At 41.3% G+C, this 16,274-nt stretch carries 14 protein-coding genes and 2 pseudogenes; 11 read left to right on the forward strand and 5 right to left on the reverse strand.

The genetic code is table 11. The annotated features are described in order from the left end of the window. The first annotated feature begins 6 nt into the window (after positions 1-6). The 9 genes and pseudogenes from CHF41_RS04445 to CHF41_RS04485 all read left to right on the forward strand — a co-directional run bounded on the left by CHF41_RS04445 (position 7) and on the right by CHF41_RS04485 (position 6,792). The gene (locus CHF41_RS04445) at positions 7-1,005 is read left to right on the forward strand and encodes a peptidylprolyl isomerase (protein WP_338058443.1); all 999 of its coding nucleotides are present in this window, start codon (positions 7-9) and stop codon (positions 1,003-1,005) included. 193 nt (positions 1,006-1,198) lie between these two features. Continuing rightward, positions 1,199-1,693 (forward strand): annotated as a pseudogene (locus tag CHF41_RS04450) (LURP-one-related/scramblase family protein). A gap of 19 nt (positions 1,694-1,712) precedes the next feature. After that, the gene (gene alaS / locus CHF41_RS04455) at positions 1,713-4,331 is read left to right on the forward strand and encodes an alanine--tRNA ligase (protein ID WP_119876169.1); all 2,619 of its coding nucleotides are present in this window, start codon (positions 1,713-1,715) and stop codon (positions 4,329-4,331) included. A 196-nt stretch (positions 4,332-4,527) separates the two neighbouring features. Then, on the forward strand, positions 4,528-4,722 hold the full coding sequence (locus CHF41_RS04460; protein WP_119876170.1) for a hypothetical protein: 195 nt from the start codon (positions 4,528-4,530) through the stop codon (positions 4,720-4,722). Positions 4,723-4,727: 5 nt separating this feature from the next. Further along, positions 4,728-4,934: a helix-turn-helix transcriptional regulator gene (locus CHF41_RS04465; protein WP_119876171.1), complete on the forward strand. Its 207-nt coding sequence runs from the start codon at positions 4,728-4,730 to the stop codon at positions 4,932-4,934. 44 nt (positions 4,935-4,978) lie between these two features. After that, positions 4,979-5,170, forward strand: coding sequence for a hypothetical protein (locus tag CHF41_RS04470; RefSeq protein ID WP_119876172.1), 192 nt, complete (start codon positions 4,979-4,981; stop codon positions 5,168-5,170). 2 nt (positions 5,171-5,172) lie between these two features. Next, complete coding sequence (locus CHF41_RS04475; RefSeq protein WP_119876173.1) at positions 5,173-5,361, forward strand: hypothetical protein; 189 nt, start codon at positions 5,173-5,175, stop codon at positions 5,359-5,361. A 2-nt stretch (positions 5,362-5,363) separates the two neighbouring features. After that, positions 5,364-6,113 (forward strand): DUF3169 family protein, encoded by a 750-nt coding sequence (locus CHF41_RS04480; RefSeq protein WP_162911916.1) that lies wholly within the window; start codon positions 5,364-5,366, stop codon positions 6,111-6,113. A 10-nt stretch (positions 6,114-6,123) separates the two neighbouring features. After that, on the forward strand, positions 6,124-6,792 hold the full coding sequence (locus CHF41_RS04485; RefSeq protein WP_119876175.1) for a CPBP family intramembrane glutamic endopeptidase: 669 nt from the start codon (positions 6,124-6,126) through the stop codon (positions 6,790-6,792). Positions 6,793-7,235: 443 nt separating this feature from the next. On the opposite strand, the gene nrdF is transcribed toward CHF41_RS04485, so the two are convergent. The 3 genes from nrdF to nrdH all read right to left on the reverse strand — a co-directional run bounded on the left by nrdF (position 7,236) and on the right by nrdH (position 10,880). Further along, positions 7,236-8,195, reverse strand: a complete 960-nt coding sequence (nrdF, locus tag CHF41_RS04490; RefSeq protein ID WP_119876176.1) for a class 1b ribonucleoside-diphosphate reductase subunit beta — start codon at positions 8,193-8,195, stop codon at positions 7,236-7,238. A gap of 264 nt (positions 8,196-8,459) precedes the next feature. After that, positions 8,460-10,619, reverse strand: coding sequence for a class 1b ribonucleoside-diphosphate reductase subunit alpha (gene nrdE, locus CHF41_RS04495; protein ID WP_119876177.1), 2,160 nt, complete (start codon positions 10,617-10,619; stop codon positions 8,460-8,462). Positions 10,620-10,655: 36 nt separating this feature from the next. After that, positions 10,656-10,880: a glutaredoxin-like protein NrdH gene (gene nrdH / locus CHF41_RS04500; protein WP_119876178.1), complete on the reverse strand. Its 225-nt coding sequence runs from the start codon at positions 10,878-10,880 to the stop codon at positions 10,656-10,658. Between the two features lie 336 nt (positions 10,881-11,216). Between nrdH and CHF41_RS04505 the strand changes: the two genes are divergently transcribed. Further along, positions 11,217-11,480 carry a phosphocarrier protein HPr gene (locus CHF41_RS04505; protein WP_018378296.1) on the forward strand — a complete coding sequence of 88 codons (264 nt, stop codon included), beginning with the start codon at positions 11,217-11,219 and terminating at the stop codon, positions 11,478-11,480. A 4-nt stretch (positions 11,481-11,484) separates the two neighbouring features. Further along, complete coding sequence (gene ptsP / locus CHF41_RS04510; RefSeq protein WP_119876179.1) at positions 11,485-13,215, forward strand: phosphoenolpyruvate--protein phosphotransferase; 1,731 nt, start codon at positions 11,485-11,487, stop codon at positions 13,213-13,215. Between the two features lie 116 nt (positions 13,216-13,331). On the opposite strand, the pseudogene CHF41_RS04515 reads toward ptsP, so the two are convergent. Both CHF41_RS04515 and CHF41_RS04525 read right to left on the reverse strand, forming a co-directional pair. Beyond that, positions 13,332-14,495: pseudogene (locus tag CHF41_RS04515) on the reverse strand (transposase); the annotation flags it as partial. Positions 14,496-14,655: 160 nt separating this feature from the next. After that, complete coding sequence (locus CHF41_RS04525) at positions 14,656-16,143, reverse strand: DUF1846 domain-containing protein (protein WP_119876181.1); 1,488 nt, start codon at positions 16,141-16,143, stop codon at positions 14,656-14,658. Positions 16,144-16,274 lie beyond the last annotated feature (131 nt).

Raw genomic sequence — 16,274 nt, forward strand, 5'->3', positions numbered from 1 at the left:
TTCATAATGAAGACTAAAAAAATTCTCGCAGGAGCTGTAACCTTGTTTGCAGCAGTAACGCTTGCAGCTTGTTCAAACGGGTCTAACAAGGATATCGTGACCATGAAAGGCAACACCATCAACGTATCAGAATTTTATGAGCGTGTGAAAACCAACCAACAAGCACAACAAGTCCTCCTATCAATGGTGATTAGCGATGTGTTTGAAGAACAATATGGTAAAGAAGTCTCTTCAAAAGATGTGGACAAGGCCTACGATGAGATTTCAAAGAAATTAGGTAATTCATTTGCACCTGCTTTATCTTCTGCAGGATTAACAGAAGAAACGTATAGACAACAAATTCGTACCAACAAATTAGTTGAATTTGCAGTAAAAGAAAAAGCCGAAAAAGAATTGACAGATGATGCATACAAGGCTGCCTATGATGCTTATACACCAGAAGTAACTGCTCAAATCATTAAATTAGCAGATGAAGCAAAAGCAAATGAAATCTTGGCTCAAGCACAGGCTGAAGGTGCAGATTTTGCACAATTAGCAAAAGATAACTCAACTGATGCTGAAACCAAGGCAAATGGTGGAACAGTTAAATTTGACTCAACTTCTACAACTGTACCAAATGAAGTGAAGACAGCAGTCTTTGCTCTAAACAATGATCAAGTAGGAGCTTCCGTTGTCAAAAGTGTCAACCTTTCAAACTATCAAGTCAGCTACTATGTCGTGAAGTTGAATTCCAAATCAGAAAAAGCTGCTGACTGGAAAGAGTACAAAGATATCTTGAAAGATAGCTTCATCAAATCAAAACAAGCTGATGCAACCTATGTGAAAAACGTGATTTCAGAAGTTTTCAAGAAAGCCAATGTTAAAGTGAAAGACCAAGCCTTCCAAGGGATCTTGTCACAATACATTCCAACTGGAGATTCTTCAAGCGCTTCAAGTTCAGCTTCTTCAACAGAAGCATCAAGCGGTTCTGAGACCAACGAATCAAGTTCAGAAAAAGATAAATAAGATTAAGAATGGATATTCTATCCCCTTATTTCAGAGAATTGGCGGTCGGTGCGAGCCATATAAGGTAGACTATCTTGCTACTTAGTCATGACAATTGCATAAAAAATGAGAATGACAAGTTCATTGAATGAAGGTGGTACCGCGGTTTTTCGCCCTTCGTTAGTGTTCTTGTTTTTTCTTTTGGAGGTCTAGGATGAAACAATTTCAGATTAAGCAACGTTTTTGGTCCTGGGGTGGCAAATTTGATATCAAAGATGACCGTGGTCAACTCTGTTACCAAGTCGAAGGCAGTCTGCTCAAATGGTTTAAAAACTTTGAGATTCGCAGTGCTAATGGACAGCTTGTTAGCACTATTCAGAGGAAATTCTCTGGGTTCTTCTCTCGCTTCGAGGTTAAGGTCTTAGGACAAGCCCCATTCACCATTCAGAAGAAATTCTCTTAGTTCAAGCCTCGGTACGAGATTGAGAATTTAGGTCTCGAGGTGATTGGTGATTTCTGGGATATGAAGTTTGACTTAATCCATAATGGTACTGTGGTTGCGAAAATCGACCAAGAATGGTTTCGGATGACTTCGACCTACCAAGTTACAGTCTATGAAGATGCGTATGCAGATGTCACAATTGCTCTTGTGATTGCAATTGATTATGTGAAGGAGATGCGGAGTGCCTCAGCAGCTGCCGCAACGTAAAGGAAAGGAAATAGGAAAAATGAAACAATTATCTAGTGCACAAATTCGTCAAATGTGGTTGGACTTCTGGAAGTCAAAGGGGCATTCAGTAGAACCATCTGCTAATCTTGTCCCAGTCAACGATCCAACTCTCTTGTGGATTAACTCTGGGGTAGCAACCCTCAAAAAATACTTCGACGGCTCAGTAATTCCTGAAAATCCACGGATTACCAATGCTCAAAAGTCCATTCGGACCAACGATATTGAAAATGTCGGAAAGACAGCCCGTCACCACACCATGTTTGAAATGCTTGGGAACTTTTCTATCGGAGATTATTTCCGCGATGAAGCAATTGAGTGGGGCTTTGAACTGTTGACAAGCCCAGAGTGGTTTGGTTTTCCAAAAGAAAAGCTCTACATGACCTACTACCCAGACGATACCGATTCTTACAACCGTTGGCTTGCTCTAGGGGTTGACCCAAGTCACTTGATTCCGCTTGAGGACAACTTCTGGGAAATTGGTGCAGGACCTTCTGGGCCAGATACAGAAATTTTCTTTGACCGTGGAGAAGCTTTTGACCCAGAAAATATCGGTATTCGTCTCTTAGAAGAAGATATTGAAAATGACCGTTACATCGAGATTTGGAATATCGTTCTCTCTCAATTCAACGCAGATCCAGAAGTACCGCGCTCTGAGTACAAGGAATTGCCAAATAAAAACATTGATACGGGTGCTGGTTTAGAGCGATTGGCTGCGATTTTCCAAGGGGCTAAGACCAACTTTGAAACAGATCTCTTCATGCCGATTATCCGTGAAGTGGAAAAACTATCTGGTAAAATCTATGATTCAGACGGGGATAACATGAGCTTTAAGGTCATTGCAGACCATATTCGTGCCCTTTCCTTTGCGATTGGTGACGGTGCTCTTCCTGGAAATGAGGGACGTGGCTATGTTCTTCGTCGTTTGCTTCGCCGTGCGGTCATGCATGGTCGTCGCTTGGGCATTAACGAATCCTTCTTGTACAAATTAGTTGTGCCGGTCGGTCACATCATGGAAAGTTACTATCCAGAAGTGCTTGAAAAGCATGAATTTATTGAAAAAATCGTTAAACGAGAAGAAGAAACCTTTGCACGTACCATTGATGCGGGTTCAATCCACTTGGATGAATTGTTAGCTGAGTTGAAAGAAGCTGGAAAATCAACCCTCGAAGGAAAAGATATTTTCAAACTCTATGATACCTACGGATTCCCCGTTGAATTGACAGAAGAATTAGCAGAAGATCAAGGATTTGCCATTGACCACGAAGGCTTTAAAACAGCCATGAAAGAGCAGCAAGAGCGTGCACGTGCGTCTGTTGTCAAGGGCGGCTCAATGGGCATGCAAAATGAGACCCTTGCAGGTATTACCGAAGAGTCTACCTTTGTCTATGGTGCAGACGAGTTGACCGCAAGCCTAGTGGTCATGATTGCAGACAATGCGCGTGTAGATAGCCTAGCAAGTGGTGAAGCCTTGTTAGTCTTTGACCAAACCCCTTTCTATGCGGAAATGGGTGGACAGGTAGCAGACCATGGTGTTATTGTTGATGAAACTGGTCAGCTTGTCGCTCGTATCAAAGATGTCCAAAAAGCACCAAATGGTCAACCGCTTCACACTGCGGAAGTACTTGAAGAATTGCGTACAGGAGCAACCTATACACTTACGATTGATACCCATCGTCGCCACCGCGTCATGAAAAACCATACAGCGACTCACTTGTTACATGCAGCTCTTCACCATGTCATCGGTGAGCATGCAACACAGGCGGGTTCTCTCAATGAGCAAGAATTCTTACGCTTTGACTTTACCCACTTTGAAGCCGTAACAGCTGAAGAACTCCGTCGTATCGAAGAAGAAGTCAACGCCCAAATCTGGGCAGCTCTTCCAGTCGTGACAGTCGAGACAGACATTGACACGGCGAAAGAAATGGGGGCAATGGCTCTCTTTGGTGAAAAATATGGCAAAGAAGTCCGCGTTGTAACCATCGGTGATTATTCTATCGAATTGTGTGGTGGTACACATGTGGCAAATACTGCTGAAATCGGCCTCTTCAAAATTGTCAAAGAAGAAGGAATTGGTTCTGGAACTCGTCGTATCATCGCAGTAACCAGCCGTGAAGCCTTCCTTGCCTACCGTGAAGAAGAAGAATTGCTTAAAGCAGTGGCTACAACCATTAAAGCACCACAAATCAAAGAAGTACCAAACAAGGTCGCAAACCTGCAAGAACAGTTGCGTGAATTGCAAAAAGAAAATGCAGCCTTGAAAGAAAAAGCAGCAGCAGCTGCGGCTGGTGATATTTTCAAAGATGTCAAAGAAGCAAATGGGTTGCTCTATATTGCTAGCCAAATCGAAGTGTCAGATGCAGGAGCACTACGTACTTTTGCTGATAACTGGAAACAAAAAGATTATTCAGATGTCTTGGTGCTCGTCGCTGCTATTGGTGAAAAAGTTAATGTCTTGGTCGCAAGCAAGACCAAGGATGTCCATGCAGGAAATCTGATTAAAGAACTCGCTCCAATCGTAGCTGGTCGCGGTGGTGGTAAACCAGACATGGCTATGGCAGGAGGAAGCGATGCCTCTGCAATTGGAAAACTCTTGGCAGAAGTTGGCAACCATCTATAAGAAGACAAAGTAGTCTGGATTTCCAGACTACTTTTTTAGTGTTCATAGGTCATTTAAGTTGAGTTTTGACAAGGGAACTAGTTATTCTGACTAAGATAATAAACTTTTTGACAAAAATTATTATTTTTTTGACAAATATAGTTGTCAAAAAGAAAAAGATGTGTTACAATAAAATCAAGTTAAGGAGGAAGATAATATGAAACTGAAAATCATGCAGGAAATTCTGATAAATTTTTTATTTGAATTTTTTGGGACAGCAAGTTTAATTCTTCTTATTAAGGTGCTACATACAGGATTTGGGAGTGAAAATCGTTATTTTCCAGTGTTACTAATGGGGCTAGGAATTTGCTTTTATCAAAAAAATAAAAGTGTTTTTAAAGAAAGGAGCTGACATGCATGATACTCAAAAATAGGCTCAAGGAATTACGAGCCAGAGATGGGTTAAACCAAACGGCTTTAGCAAAGGAAGCTGGAGTTTCAAGACAAACCATTAGCTTGATTGAGCGGGGAGAGTACACCCCATCTGTCATCATTGCCCTTAAAATTGCCCAAATTTTCAACGAACCCTTGGAGAAAGTCTTTCGCTTAGAGGAAGAAGAATAGTTCTTCCATCAAGCATGAAGTAGAGTGAGAGTAGGAGAAATAATATGAAAAAGAAACAGATTCAAGCAGGAAATGAGATATCTTTTAAAGTAGTCGCGTTGCTATTTGGACTATTTATGATGGGCTATGTAGCTGGGAAAGTCTTTGCAGGAAACTATGATGTGACAAACGAATTTCTCATTATCCTACCAGCTCTGTCTTGCTTGCTGATAGAAGAAGACAGCAAAGGAAATTAAAAATGAAGAAAAATGAAATCGTTATTACAGGCAGAATGGTACTCAAAGCAAGCTGGATTCTTGGAATGCTTGCAATGTTGGTAAGATGTTTAATGGGTTACGTTTTTCAGTTAGAAGATTGGCTCATCATTGCTGGGCTTGTAGCAAGTATGGGGAATGCTTTTGGTAAAGATAATGAGGTGAGGGAATGAAAATGCAGAAACGATTACGTACAGTTGGCTTTCTATTTGTGTGTGGATTTGTGTGTGGATTGATTGGTTATTTTTTTGGTAAAGGAATTGCACAAGGTGTTGCATTTAAAGAAGTTATACGCCCATTGTTAATTTTAGACGGATATGTGTACCTTGCTCAAGTAGCAGGTATCTTATTGGCTGGTTTGACATGGTATTTCTTAAGCTACAGTCGTCGAGATATGATTGCCTATCAAAAGGCAGAAGAAAGAGATGACGAACAAGGGATGGATACGTTTCACACCTCTTCTTTTAGGAAGTTGGAATATGGAACCATTGCCTTTAATATCTTTTCAATCAGTATGATTTTTTCTCTCTTCGGTAGCCTATACATGGTGACAATTCATTTTACTCATTGGCTGAGTATGATCATACCTGTGCTATTGTACTTGGTTTTGTTCTTTCTTCTGAAAAATCTTCAAAAAACGCTGAGTTTTGTACGGAACTATGATTTTCCTAGATTCGCCATGCCAGAAGATGCTTTGAATTTAGTAAGGAGTTACGATGAGGGAGAGCGAGAGGCGAATTACGAAAATAGCTTTATGACTCTCTTTCAACTGAATCAAATTGTCTTACCAGTCTTGTATCCACTTATTGCTATTATTTCAATGTTGTTACAAGAATTTCAGCTGTTAGCCTTTCTGATTGTCGCCTTTATCCATATTTATATTAATTTCAGAGGGATTCAGCAAGTTAAAAATTACTTCAAATAAGGAGAAAAAGATGAAAAAAATAGTTATTCGCATTGTTTTATGGTTTCTTGCCCTATATGCCTATTTAAATGGAGCAGCTTTGTTAACGTTTGACATGGTAGCACAGCAGAGACCTGATATACCTGCTGAATGGGCAGAGCGTATGGTGCCGATTTTTGGAGTGATTGGTCTCGTTTTTCTGACAGTAATGTCCTATCTTTACTGGAAGTATGTATATGGTAAAAAAGACATCACGATTGAACTGCCAAAACCGTGGCTGTCTAATATCCTCTATCCAATCGGCTTGTTTATCCTACTCCTTGTTGCGCAACTGGCCCTTCCAGTCCCTCCTAGTGAGAACCAACAGCTTGTAGAACAAAGTATCTTGGGACAACCACTCTTTTCTTTCTTTGCAGTTGTCGTTTTTGCACCTATTATGGAAGAGCTGCTCTTTAGAGGAGTGTTTGCGGGTTATTTCTTCCCAAATTTGACTAAAAAGATCAGTCTTATTTTCTATTTGCTCTTGAGCAGTGGTCTATTCTGTTTGGCACATGGACCACGTACAGTATCAGACTTTTTAATCTATTTCACCATGGGAGCGAGTCTAGGATGGCTGTACTTGGCAAAACGAGACTTACGTTATTCTGTCGGACTGCATGTTGCTAATAATCTCTTATCTTTTGTGATGATACTATTCTAAAAAGAAGTGAATGTCCTCACTTCTTTTTGATTGCTCGCTTTCCCACCAGTGAATAGTCTTCGTGATAATCATACTCATTGAAATTCAAAAATAACCAACTGATCCATCATTAACAAGCTTAAAAAATATAAATTGGTGACATTGACAACGTCAAGATAGTGATTGGGTCAGGTTTTGTTTACCGCAACCTCTCTTGGAGTTTCAATTGTTCATTTTTGAAATCAAGGTTTCAAAAATGCCGTGACTAGCAACTACTTTGCTGTGCTGGTCATACCACTATTTCGAATGTGCCGCCTTTGGCTCGCTTCGTTCAATCCATTTTCTTAAAGAGTAGATATTTATAAGATAAAATAGCTATTTTTGCTTTTCATTGAGTATGAGATGTATCTTGCTAGCTATTGGGATAAAAAAGAACTGGAAAATGATTTCCAGTCGTTTTTTGTTTATAAACCGTAGAGATAGTCATTGTCTTGCATGGCTTCAACACTACCGAGGAGGTAGCCGTTTCCGACTTGGGAGAAGAAGTCGTGGTTGGATGTACCGGTCGAGATACCGTTCATGACAATCGGGTTGACATCATCGGCTGAATCAGGAAAGAGTGGATCTTGTCCTAGGTTCATGAGGGCCTTGTTGGCATTGTAGCGAAGGAAGGTCTTGACTTCCTCGGTCCAACCAACACCGTCATAGAGGCTCTCTGTATAGCCTTCTTCATTTTCATAGAGTTGATAAAGGAGGTCATACATCCAGTCGCGGAGCTTTTCTTGCTCATCTTCAGATAATTCGTTAAATCCAAGCTGGAATTTGTAGCCGATATAGGTTCCATGAACAGATTCGTCACGAATGATTAATTTGATGATTTCAGCGACGTTTGCAAGCTTGTTATTGCCGAGGTAGTAGAGCGGTGTGAAGAAACCAGAGTAAAAGAGGAAGGTTTCAAGGAATACGCTAGCTACTTTTTTCTCCAGAGGTGTGCCTGTCTCATAAATTTCGTTGATGATTTGAGCTTTACGCTGGAGATATTCGTTACTGTTGGTCCAGTCAAAAATCTCATCGATTTCAGATTTGGTATTAAGAGTTGAGAAGATAGATGAGTAGGATTTAGCGTGTACCGATTCCATGAACTGGATATTGTTGTAGACGGCTTCCTCATGTGGTGTCCGAATGTCTTGGCGAAGGGCTTGCACCCCTGTTTCGGATTGGAGGGTATCTAGAAGCGTCAATCCTCCAAAGACTTTTCCAACCAAGTCTTTTTCTTCGGCACTTAATTTGCGCCAATCATCTAAGTCATTAGAGAGCGGGATACGGGTATCGAGCCAGAATTGCTCGGTCAATTTTTCCCAAGTTGACTTGTCAATGACATCTTCAATCGCATTCCAGTTTATGGCTTTGTAGTAAGTTTCCATAAGTATCACTTTCTATTACAGTATTCAGACCATTATACCATATTTTTAGCGAGTGGTCTAAAGGATAGAGATTTATGCAAAAAGAGAGGGAGTGGGATTCATCGTGATTTCCATGAAATCCTATCCACACTCCGTTCTATTTGTCTTAGAAACTGTATTCACAACTCAGCAACTCTATTCAGGGCTTATTTTTCGCTACTCATCGTTGCTTTTTATAGAGTATAAGCTCCCGATTAGAATTACTTCACTTATAAATATAGGTTCTTAAATCACACAGCTTTCACATTGATTTGCGCCAACTTCTTCGCCGTCATCTGTAAAGGTACGGACGTAGTAAATTGATTTAACACCTTTATTGAAGGCATAGTTACGCAAGATAGAAAGGTCACGTGTGGTCTGTTTGTTTTCAGTTTTCCACTCGTAGATGCCTTGTGGAATATCGCTGCGCATAAAGAGGGTCAGAGAGAGACCTTGGTCAACGTGTTCAGTTGCAGCAGCATAGACATCGATAACTTTGCGCATGTCCATGTCATAGGCTGACTTGTAGAATGGAATGGTTTCTGTTGCAAGACCTGCTGCTGGATAGTAGATTTTACCAATTTTCTTTTCTTGGCGCTCTTCAATCCGTTGAGTGATTGGGTGAATCGAAGCAGACACATCGTTAATGTAGCTGATTGAGCCGTTTGGAGCCACTGCTAGGCGGTTTTGGTGGTAGAGACCGTCTGCCTGTACTTTATCGCGAAGCGCTACCCAATCTTCTGCACTCGGCATAAAGATTCCTTCAAAGAGTTCTTTGACACGGGCAGATTGTGGTTGGTAGTTGCCAGTAATATATTTGTCGAAGTAAGATCCGTCCGCATATTTGGATTTTTCAAAGTTGTGGAAGGTCATCTTGCGTTCACGAGCAATGTTATTTGATTCTACGAGCGTCCAGTAGTTGAGGAGCATAAAGTAGATATTGGTAAATTCAACAGCTTCAGCCGATCCATAATCAATCAAGTTTTGAGCAAGGAAGCTGTGTAGTCCCATTGCACCCAGTCCGATTGAGTGGGCTTGGCTATTTCCATGTTCAATAGATGGTACGGCTGAGATATGAGAATGGTCTGTTACATAGGTCAGAGCGCGGGTCATGGTACGGACAGAGCGACCAAAGTCAGGTGATTTCATCAAGTTGACAATGTTGGTTGATCCCAGATTACATGACACATCTGTTCCCATTTTGAGGTACTCTTGTGCATCGTTCAATTCGCTTGGCGCTTGCACTTGGAGAATCTCTGAACAGAGGTTAGACATGATGATTTTTCCGTCTACAGGGTTACTGCGGTTAGCTGTATCAATATTGATGACATAAGGGTAACCAGATTCTTGCTGGAGTTTTGAAATCTCTGTTTCCAAGTCACGAGCCTTAATCTTGGTCTTGCGAATCTTTGGATTTGCGACTAACTCATCGTATTTTTCAGTGATGTCGATGTAGCTGTATGGTACACCGTATTCACGCTCGATGGAGTAGGGGCTAAAGAGATACATGTCTTCATTCTTACGAGCCAATTCGTAGAACTTATCTGGAATAGTGATACCAAGAGAAAGAGTCTTGACACGAACTTTTTCATCGGCATTTTCTTTCTTAGTAGAAAGAAAGGCGATAATGTCTGGGTGGAAGACATCGAGGTAGACCACACCAGCTCCTTGACGTTGTCCCAATTGGTTGGAGTAAGAGAAGCTATCTTCAAAGAGTTTCATGACTGGAACGACCCCAGAGGCTGCTCCTTCATAGCCCTTGATTGGCGCACCAGCTTCCCGTAGATTGCTGAGGGAAATACCGACCCCGCCTCCGATACGAGAAAGTTGGAGGGCAGAGTTAATGGAGCGACCAATCGCATTCATGTCGTCTGTCACTTGGATAAGGAAACAAGATACCAGCTCTCCACGGCGTGCACGACCAGCGTTCAAAAAACTTGGGGTTGCAGGCTGATAGCGGAGGTGGATCATTTCATTTGCCAAGTCCATAGCTAATTCTTCGTTGCCTTCTGCAAAGTATAGAGCGTTGAAGAGGACACGGTCTTCCATGCTTTCTAGGTAGTAGGCACCATCATTAGTCTTTAAGGCATATTGGTTGTAGAATTTATAGGCTGCCATGAAAGACTTGAAGCGGAAGTTTTGATCTTTCAAGAATTGCGCTAACTTTTCGATAAAAGCAGGGCTATATTGTTCCAAAAAGGCTTGCTCCAGATAGTTTTCTTCCAATAGGTACTGAATTTTATCTGTAATGCTAGCAAATGGTTTGGTATTGGGCAGCACATTTTCCTTGAAAAAGGCCTTGAGCGCTTCTTGGTCTTTGTGAAGCGGAATTTGTCCATTGACTGGACGGTTGATTTCATTATTCAGACGGAAGTAGGAAACATCCCCTAATTCTTTCAAACTCATGTGGTAACTCTTTCTATGCTTTTTTATAGTAGATGACTAGGCTGAGACAAGATTCTTTAATTTTCCAGGTTGGAAACCAGAGAAGTTTTCCGTTTCTGTCTCGATGACTGGCGCTGCGGAAAATCCAAGACTTTTGACATGCTCGATAAACTCAGGCTGTTCATCAAGGTTGATTTCCTTAAATGGAACTTGGTGTTGGTCCAAGAAGCGTTTGGTCATCTTGCATTGCACGCAATCATTTTTTGAATAAACAGTAATCATTACAGTTCTCCTTTTTTTAATCACCCATATAGGATACAATGAAATGGCAAAATTGTCAACTTTAAAAAACTAAATATAGTGTTGTTTTTGGTATCGAAACACTATATATAGTGTAAACCTTGTTATAATGCCGTTTGAGAGGTTTTCCGAATAACTTACAAAATATTTTCATATTTTTACATGAAGAAACTTGTTTTGCTTCGTTTTTAGCCTAGGAGGATTTTTGAAAGAAAGATAAAAAATTCTTGAAAATGATTTCAAGAAATGGTATAATGTCCTTTGTAAGGGTTACCACAATTAACCTTCAATATTGAAAAAATAAAGGAGAATCCAAATATGGCTTCAAAAGATTTCCACATTGTGGCAGAAACAGGTATTCACGCACGTCCAGCAACATTGCTTGTGCAAACAGCTAGCAAATTTGCTTCAGATATCACATTGAACTACAAAGACAAATCAGTAAACCTTAAATCAATCATGGGTGTTATGAGCCTTGGTGTTGGTCAAGGTGCTGATGTAACCATTACTGCTGAAGGTGCTGATGCTGACGATGCAATCGCAGCTATCACTGAAACAATGGACAAGGAAGGTTTGGCATAAGAGTATGACAGAAATGCTTAAAGGAATTGCAGCATCTGATGGTGTTGCGGTTGCGAAGGCATACCTACTCGTTCAACCAGATTTGTCATTTGAAACTGTTACAGTTACAGATACAGATGCAGAAGAAGCTCGTTTGGATGCTGCTTTAGAAGCGTCACAAAACGAGCTTTCTGTTATTAGAGAGAACGCAGTAGCTAGCCTTGGTGAAGAAGCGGCAGCCGTTTTTGATGCCCATTTGATGGTTCTTGCTGACCCAGAAATGGTCGGTCAAATTAAAGAAACAATTCGTGCGAAAAAAGTAAATGCTGAAAGTGGATTGACAGAAGTTACAGACATGTTCATCGCCATTTTTGAAGGCATGGAAGACAATCCATACATGCAAGAGCGTGCAGCAGATATTCGCGATGTGACTAAGCGTGTCTTGGCACATTTGCTGGGTGTTCGTTTGCCAAATCCTGCAGCGATTTCAGAAGAGTCTATCGTGATTGCTCATGACTTGACACCTTCTGATACAGCACAATTAGATAAAAACTTTGTAAAAGCTTTTGTTACCAATATTGGTGGTCGTACAAGTCACTCAGCTATCATGGCTCGTACCCTTGAAATTGCGGCTGTTCTTGGTACAAACAACATTACTGAAGTTGTTAAAGACGGTGATGTTCTTGCGGTAAATGGTATCACTGGTGAAGTGATTATCAGTCCGTCAGAAGAAGAAATTGCAGCATTTAAAGCAGCTGGTGAAGCTTATGCGAAGCAAAAAGCAGAATGGGCTCTTTTGAAGGATGCACAAACAGTAACAGCTGACGGGAAGCATTTTGAGCTTGCTGCCAATATCGGTACACCAAAAGACGTTGAAGGTGTGAATGACAACGGTGCAGAAGCAGTCGGTCTTTACCGTACCGAGTTCCTTTACATGGATTCACAAGACTTCCCAACAGAAGATGAGCAGTATGAAGCATACAAGGCTGTTCTTGAGGGAATGAACGGTAAGCCAGTTGTCGTTCGTACAATGGATATCGGTGGAGACAAGGAGCTTCCTTACTTCGATCTTCCGCATGAAATGAATCCATTCCTTGGTTTCCGTGCCCTTCGTATCTCGATTTCTGAAACTGGAAATCAAATGTTCCGTACGCAATTGCGTGCCCTTCTTCGTTCCTCTGTTCACGGTCAATTGCGAATCATGTTCCCAATGGTAGCCTTGATTACAGAATTCCGTGCAGCAAAAGCAATCTATGAAGAAGAAAAAGCGAAATTGCTTGCAGAAGGTGTTGCAGTTGCAGATAATATCCAAGTGGGGATCATGATTGAGATTCCAGCAGCAGCAATGCTTGCGGATCAATTTGCAAAAGAAGTTGACTTCTTCTCAATCGGTACAAATGACTTAATCCAGTACACGATGGCTGCTGACCGTATGAACGAGCAAGTTTCATACTTGTATCAACCATACAACCCATCAATCCTTCGTTTGATTAACAATGTAATCAAAGCAGCACATGCTGAAGGCAAATGGGCTGGTATGTGTGGAGAAATGGCAGGAGATCAACAAGCAGTACCACTTTTAGTGGGTATGGGCTTGGATGAGTTCTCAATGAGTGCCACTTCTGTCCTTCGTACACGTAGCTTGATGAAACAATTGGACACTGCGAAAATGCAAGAATATGCAAACCGTGCATTGACAGAATGCGCAACAGCAGAAGAAGTTCTTGAATTACAAAAAGAATACGTGAATTTCTAATCAATGAACAACGGCTCTTTATCAACTGTAGTGGGTAGATGAAAAGCGGCTCTTTGTCAACTGTAGTGGGTAGATGAAAAGCGGCTCTTTGTCAACTGTAGTGGGTAGATGAAAAGCTAACATCTAGAGAGGATCAGCTTGGTCTTCTCTTTTTTGATGTTGATGGCAATCAAAATCCGCTTTTTGAAGTTTTCATCTTCCGAAATCCAAAGGCATTACGCTTGATGACTTTGATGATGTTATTTGTAGCCTCCAGTTTGGCGTTTGAATAGGGTAAAACCAATGCCTTTTCAATTTTGTCCCTGTCTTTCATGAATGTCCTAAAAACAGTCTGAAAGAATGGATTGACACCCTCTATCTGTTCTTCAATTAAGTCGAAAAAATAGTCAGCTTGTTTCTCTTGAAAATGGAAAAGCAAGAGCTGGTAGAGGTCATAATGCCTCCTAAGTTTGTCAGAGCAGCCCAAAAGACGTTCGACTATTTCCTTTTTTGTCAAGTGCATGCGAAATGTAGGGCGGTAAAACCGCTTGTTACTGAGTTTTCGACTGTCCTGTTGGGGTAAATCAGTCCAGTGGACTGATTTAGCCTGAGCTTAGAAACTGGAGAGCGAAGGGCTTAGATAATTTGTAATAGGGGCTAAACATGTCTATAGTGATGATTTTAACTCGGTTTCTGACCTGTCTAGGGTATCTCAGAAAGTGATTTCGGATGACTGCCTGTGTCCGCCCATCAAGGATAGCGATGATGTTATTTGTGTCAAAATCTTGAACAATAAAGCTCATCTTTCCCTTCTTGAAGGGATACTCGTCCCAGCTCATCACTTCAGGCAAACGATTCAAGTTAGTCTTGAACGTGAACTCATTGAGTTTTCGAATAACTGTAGATGTTGAGATGGAAAGTCTGTCGGCTATTTCAGTCATGGATACTTTCTCGATGAGAAGCTGGGTAACTTTCTGTTTGACGATGGTTGGAATCTGATGATTTTTAGGGACAAGCGAAGTCTCTGCGACAGCGATTTTTCCACAGTCTTTGCACTTGAAACGACGCTTTTTGAGACGAATCAAAATCCTATAGCCAGCACAATCAAGAAAAGGGAGCTTAGATTCACGCTGGAAATCGTATTTTCCCATCTGTCCTTGATAGTAAGGGCAAGGCGGTGCAAGGTAATCTAAGATTGCCTTCAATTCCTTATGGGTTCTTATATCGAGTATTTCCTTGTCGAATAGGATATTAGGGTCTTTAATTCCCAGCAGTTGTGTGATAAAATGAGTTTGTTCCATATGAGTCTTTCTAAATGATAGTTTTGTCGCTTTTCATTATAGGTCATATGGGACTTTTTGATATAGTCAAAAAGCTCTATAACCTCTGCGGTGGAGTTACCCACTACAGAAATTATAGAGCCATATAAAGGAGCTGGTTTTCCAGCTCCTTTTTCATGTCTTACGACTTATGATAAAACTTATTGTGTTGATAGTTAGGGTCAAAGGTGACATTGACACCGAGTTTGCGCAGGACGTTGCGGTCTTCTTCCGGTAGGGTCACGGTTGAATGGCATTCGCTACCTTTCAAATTCCCCAATTGTTTCATAGCAAGGTCTGCTTCTGGCTTGTTCATAGCAGTGATGGCAAGGGCAATCAGTAGCTCGCTTGAGTGGAGCCGTGGATTGCGGTTACCGAGGTGATTGATTTTGAGGTTCTGAATCGGTTTGACATATTCAGGCTCAATCAAGTGGGTTTTCTTGTCAATCTTGGCTAGGTTTTTTATGGCATTGATGATGACAGCAGCTGAAGGTCCAAAGAGGTCAGAGGTTTTCCCTGTGACAATCTCGCCATTTGGTAGTTCAATGGCGAGCGCTGGTTGGCCTGTTACTTCTGCTTTTTCACGCGCGGCAATAGTCACCTTGCGGTCGCTTGCTGAAACGCCTACTTCATTCATCAAGAGTTCAATCTTTTTCACAGCTGATTCTGGCACGCGCTCGGCCTTGAAATCAACCAAGGTTTGGTAGTAACGGCGGATAATTTCTTCTTTTGAAGCGGCAATGGCTGCCTCTTCATCAATAATCGAGTAGCCCACCATGTTGACCCCCATGTCCGTTGGTGATGCATATGGAGACTTATTCAAGATACGCTCAAAGGTTCGATTAAGAACCGGAAAGACTTCGATGTCACGGTTGTAGTTGATCGCCGTTTTGCCATAGGTTTGCAAGTGGAAAGGGTCAATCATATTGAGGTCGTCTAGGTCAGCAGTTGCTGCTTCATAGGCAAGATTGACAGGGTGATGAAGCGGTAAATTCCAGACAGGGAAGGTTTCAAACTTGGCATATCCTGCCTTGATACCGTGCAATTGGTCATGGTAGAGTTGCGAGATACAAGTTGCGAGCTTTCCAGAACCAGGGCCAGGTGCGGTCACGACAATTAGATTGCGACTGGTTTCGATATAGTCATTTTTCCCCATGCCTTCGGACGAAATAATGTAGTCAATATCAGATGGATAGCCCTTGATAGGATAATGAAGATAGGACTTGATACCGTTTTTTTCCAACTGATGCCGAAAAGCGTCAGCCGCTGGTTGATTGGTGTACTGGGTGATGACGACAGAGCCGACATAGATGCCCAAGTCATTAAAGGTATCAATCAAGCGCAAGACTTCCTGGTCGTAGGAGATACCTAAATCACCACGAGCTTTGGAATGCTCGATGTTGCTGGCGTTAATAGCAATGACAATCTCGACTTGCTCCTTCAATTCTTGGAGGAGCTTGATTTTGTTGTCAGGCTCGTAACCAGGGAGAACACGGGCTGCATGGAAATCTTCTAGCATTTTTCCACCAAATTCCATATACAATTTTCCGTCAAATTGCTGGATGCGTTCTAAAATATGGTCACGCTGCAATTGTAGATATTTCGTTGAATCAAAAGCAATTTTTTTCACATTTTTCACCTCTTTTAAGATTATAATAAAAAGTTTTCAAAAAGAAAACGATTTACCGTTATTTTGCTAAAAATATGTTATTAAACAAACGTTTAATTTTTGTTAAATGAAATATTGACTTTTCCAGAAAA

Source organism: Streptococcus respiraculi (assembly GCF_003595525.1).
Lineage (GTDB): Bacteria > Bacillota > Bacilli > Lactobacillales > Streptococcaceae > Streptococcus > Streptococcus respiraculi.

Bases quoted from the DNA above. Each gene is read 5' to 3' on its own strand.
- CHF41_RS04480 (WP_162911916.1), top strand. From the start codon at position 5,364: ATGCAGAAACGATTACGTACAGTTGGCTTTCTATTTGTGTGTGGATTT.
- CHF41_RS04465 (WP_119876171.1), top strand. From the start codon at position 4,728: ATGATACTCAAAAATAGGCTCAAGGAATTACGAGCCAGAGATGGGTTA.
- ptsP (WP_119876179.1), top strand. From the start codon at position 11,485: ATGACAGAAATGCTTAAAGGAATTGCAGCATCTGATGGTGTTGCGGTT.
- CHF41_RS04505 (WP_018378296.1), top strand. From the start codon at position 11,217: ATGGCTTCAAAAGATTTCCACATTGTGGCAGAAACAGGTATTCACGCA.
- alaS (WP_119876169.1), top strand. From the start codon at position 1,713: ATGAAACAATTATCTAGTGCACAAATTCGTCAAATGTGGTTGGACTTC.
- CHF41_RS04470 (WP_119876172.1), top strand. From the start codon at position 4,979: ATGAAAAAGAAACAGATTCAAGCAGGAAATGAGATATCTTTTAAAGTA.
- CHF41_RS04485 (WP_119876175.1), top strand. From the start codon at position 6,124: ATGAAAAAAATAGTTATTCGCATTGTTTTATGGTTTCTTGCCCTATAT.
- nrdE (WP_119876177.1), bottom strand. From the start codon at position 10,619: ATGAGTTTGAAAGAATTAGGGGATGTTTCCTACTTCCGTCTGAATAAT.
- nrdF (WP_119876176.1), bottom strand. From the start codon at position 8,195: ATGGAAACTTACTACAAAGCCATAAACTGGAATGCGATTGAAGATGTC.
- CHF41_RS04475 (WP_119876173.1), top strand. From the start codon at position 5,173: ATGAAGAAAAATGAAATCGTTATTACAGGCAGAATGGTACTCAAAGCA.
- CHF41_RS04445 (WP_338058443.1), top strand. From the start codon at position 7: ATGAAGACTAAAAAAATTCTCGCAGGAGCTGTAACCTTGTTTGCAGCA.
- nrdH (WP_119876178.1), bottom strand. From the start codon at position 10,880: ATGATTACTGTTTATTCAAAAAATGATTGCGTGCAATGCAAGATGACC.
- CHF41_RS04460 (WP_119876170.1), top strand. From the start codon at position 4,528: ATGAAACTGAAAATCATGCAGGAAATTCTGATAAATTTTTTATTTGAA.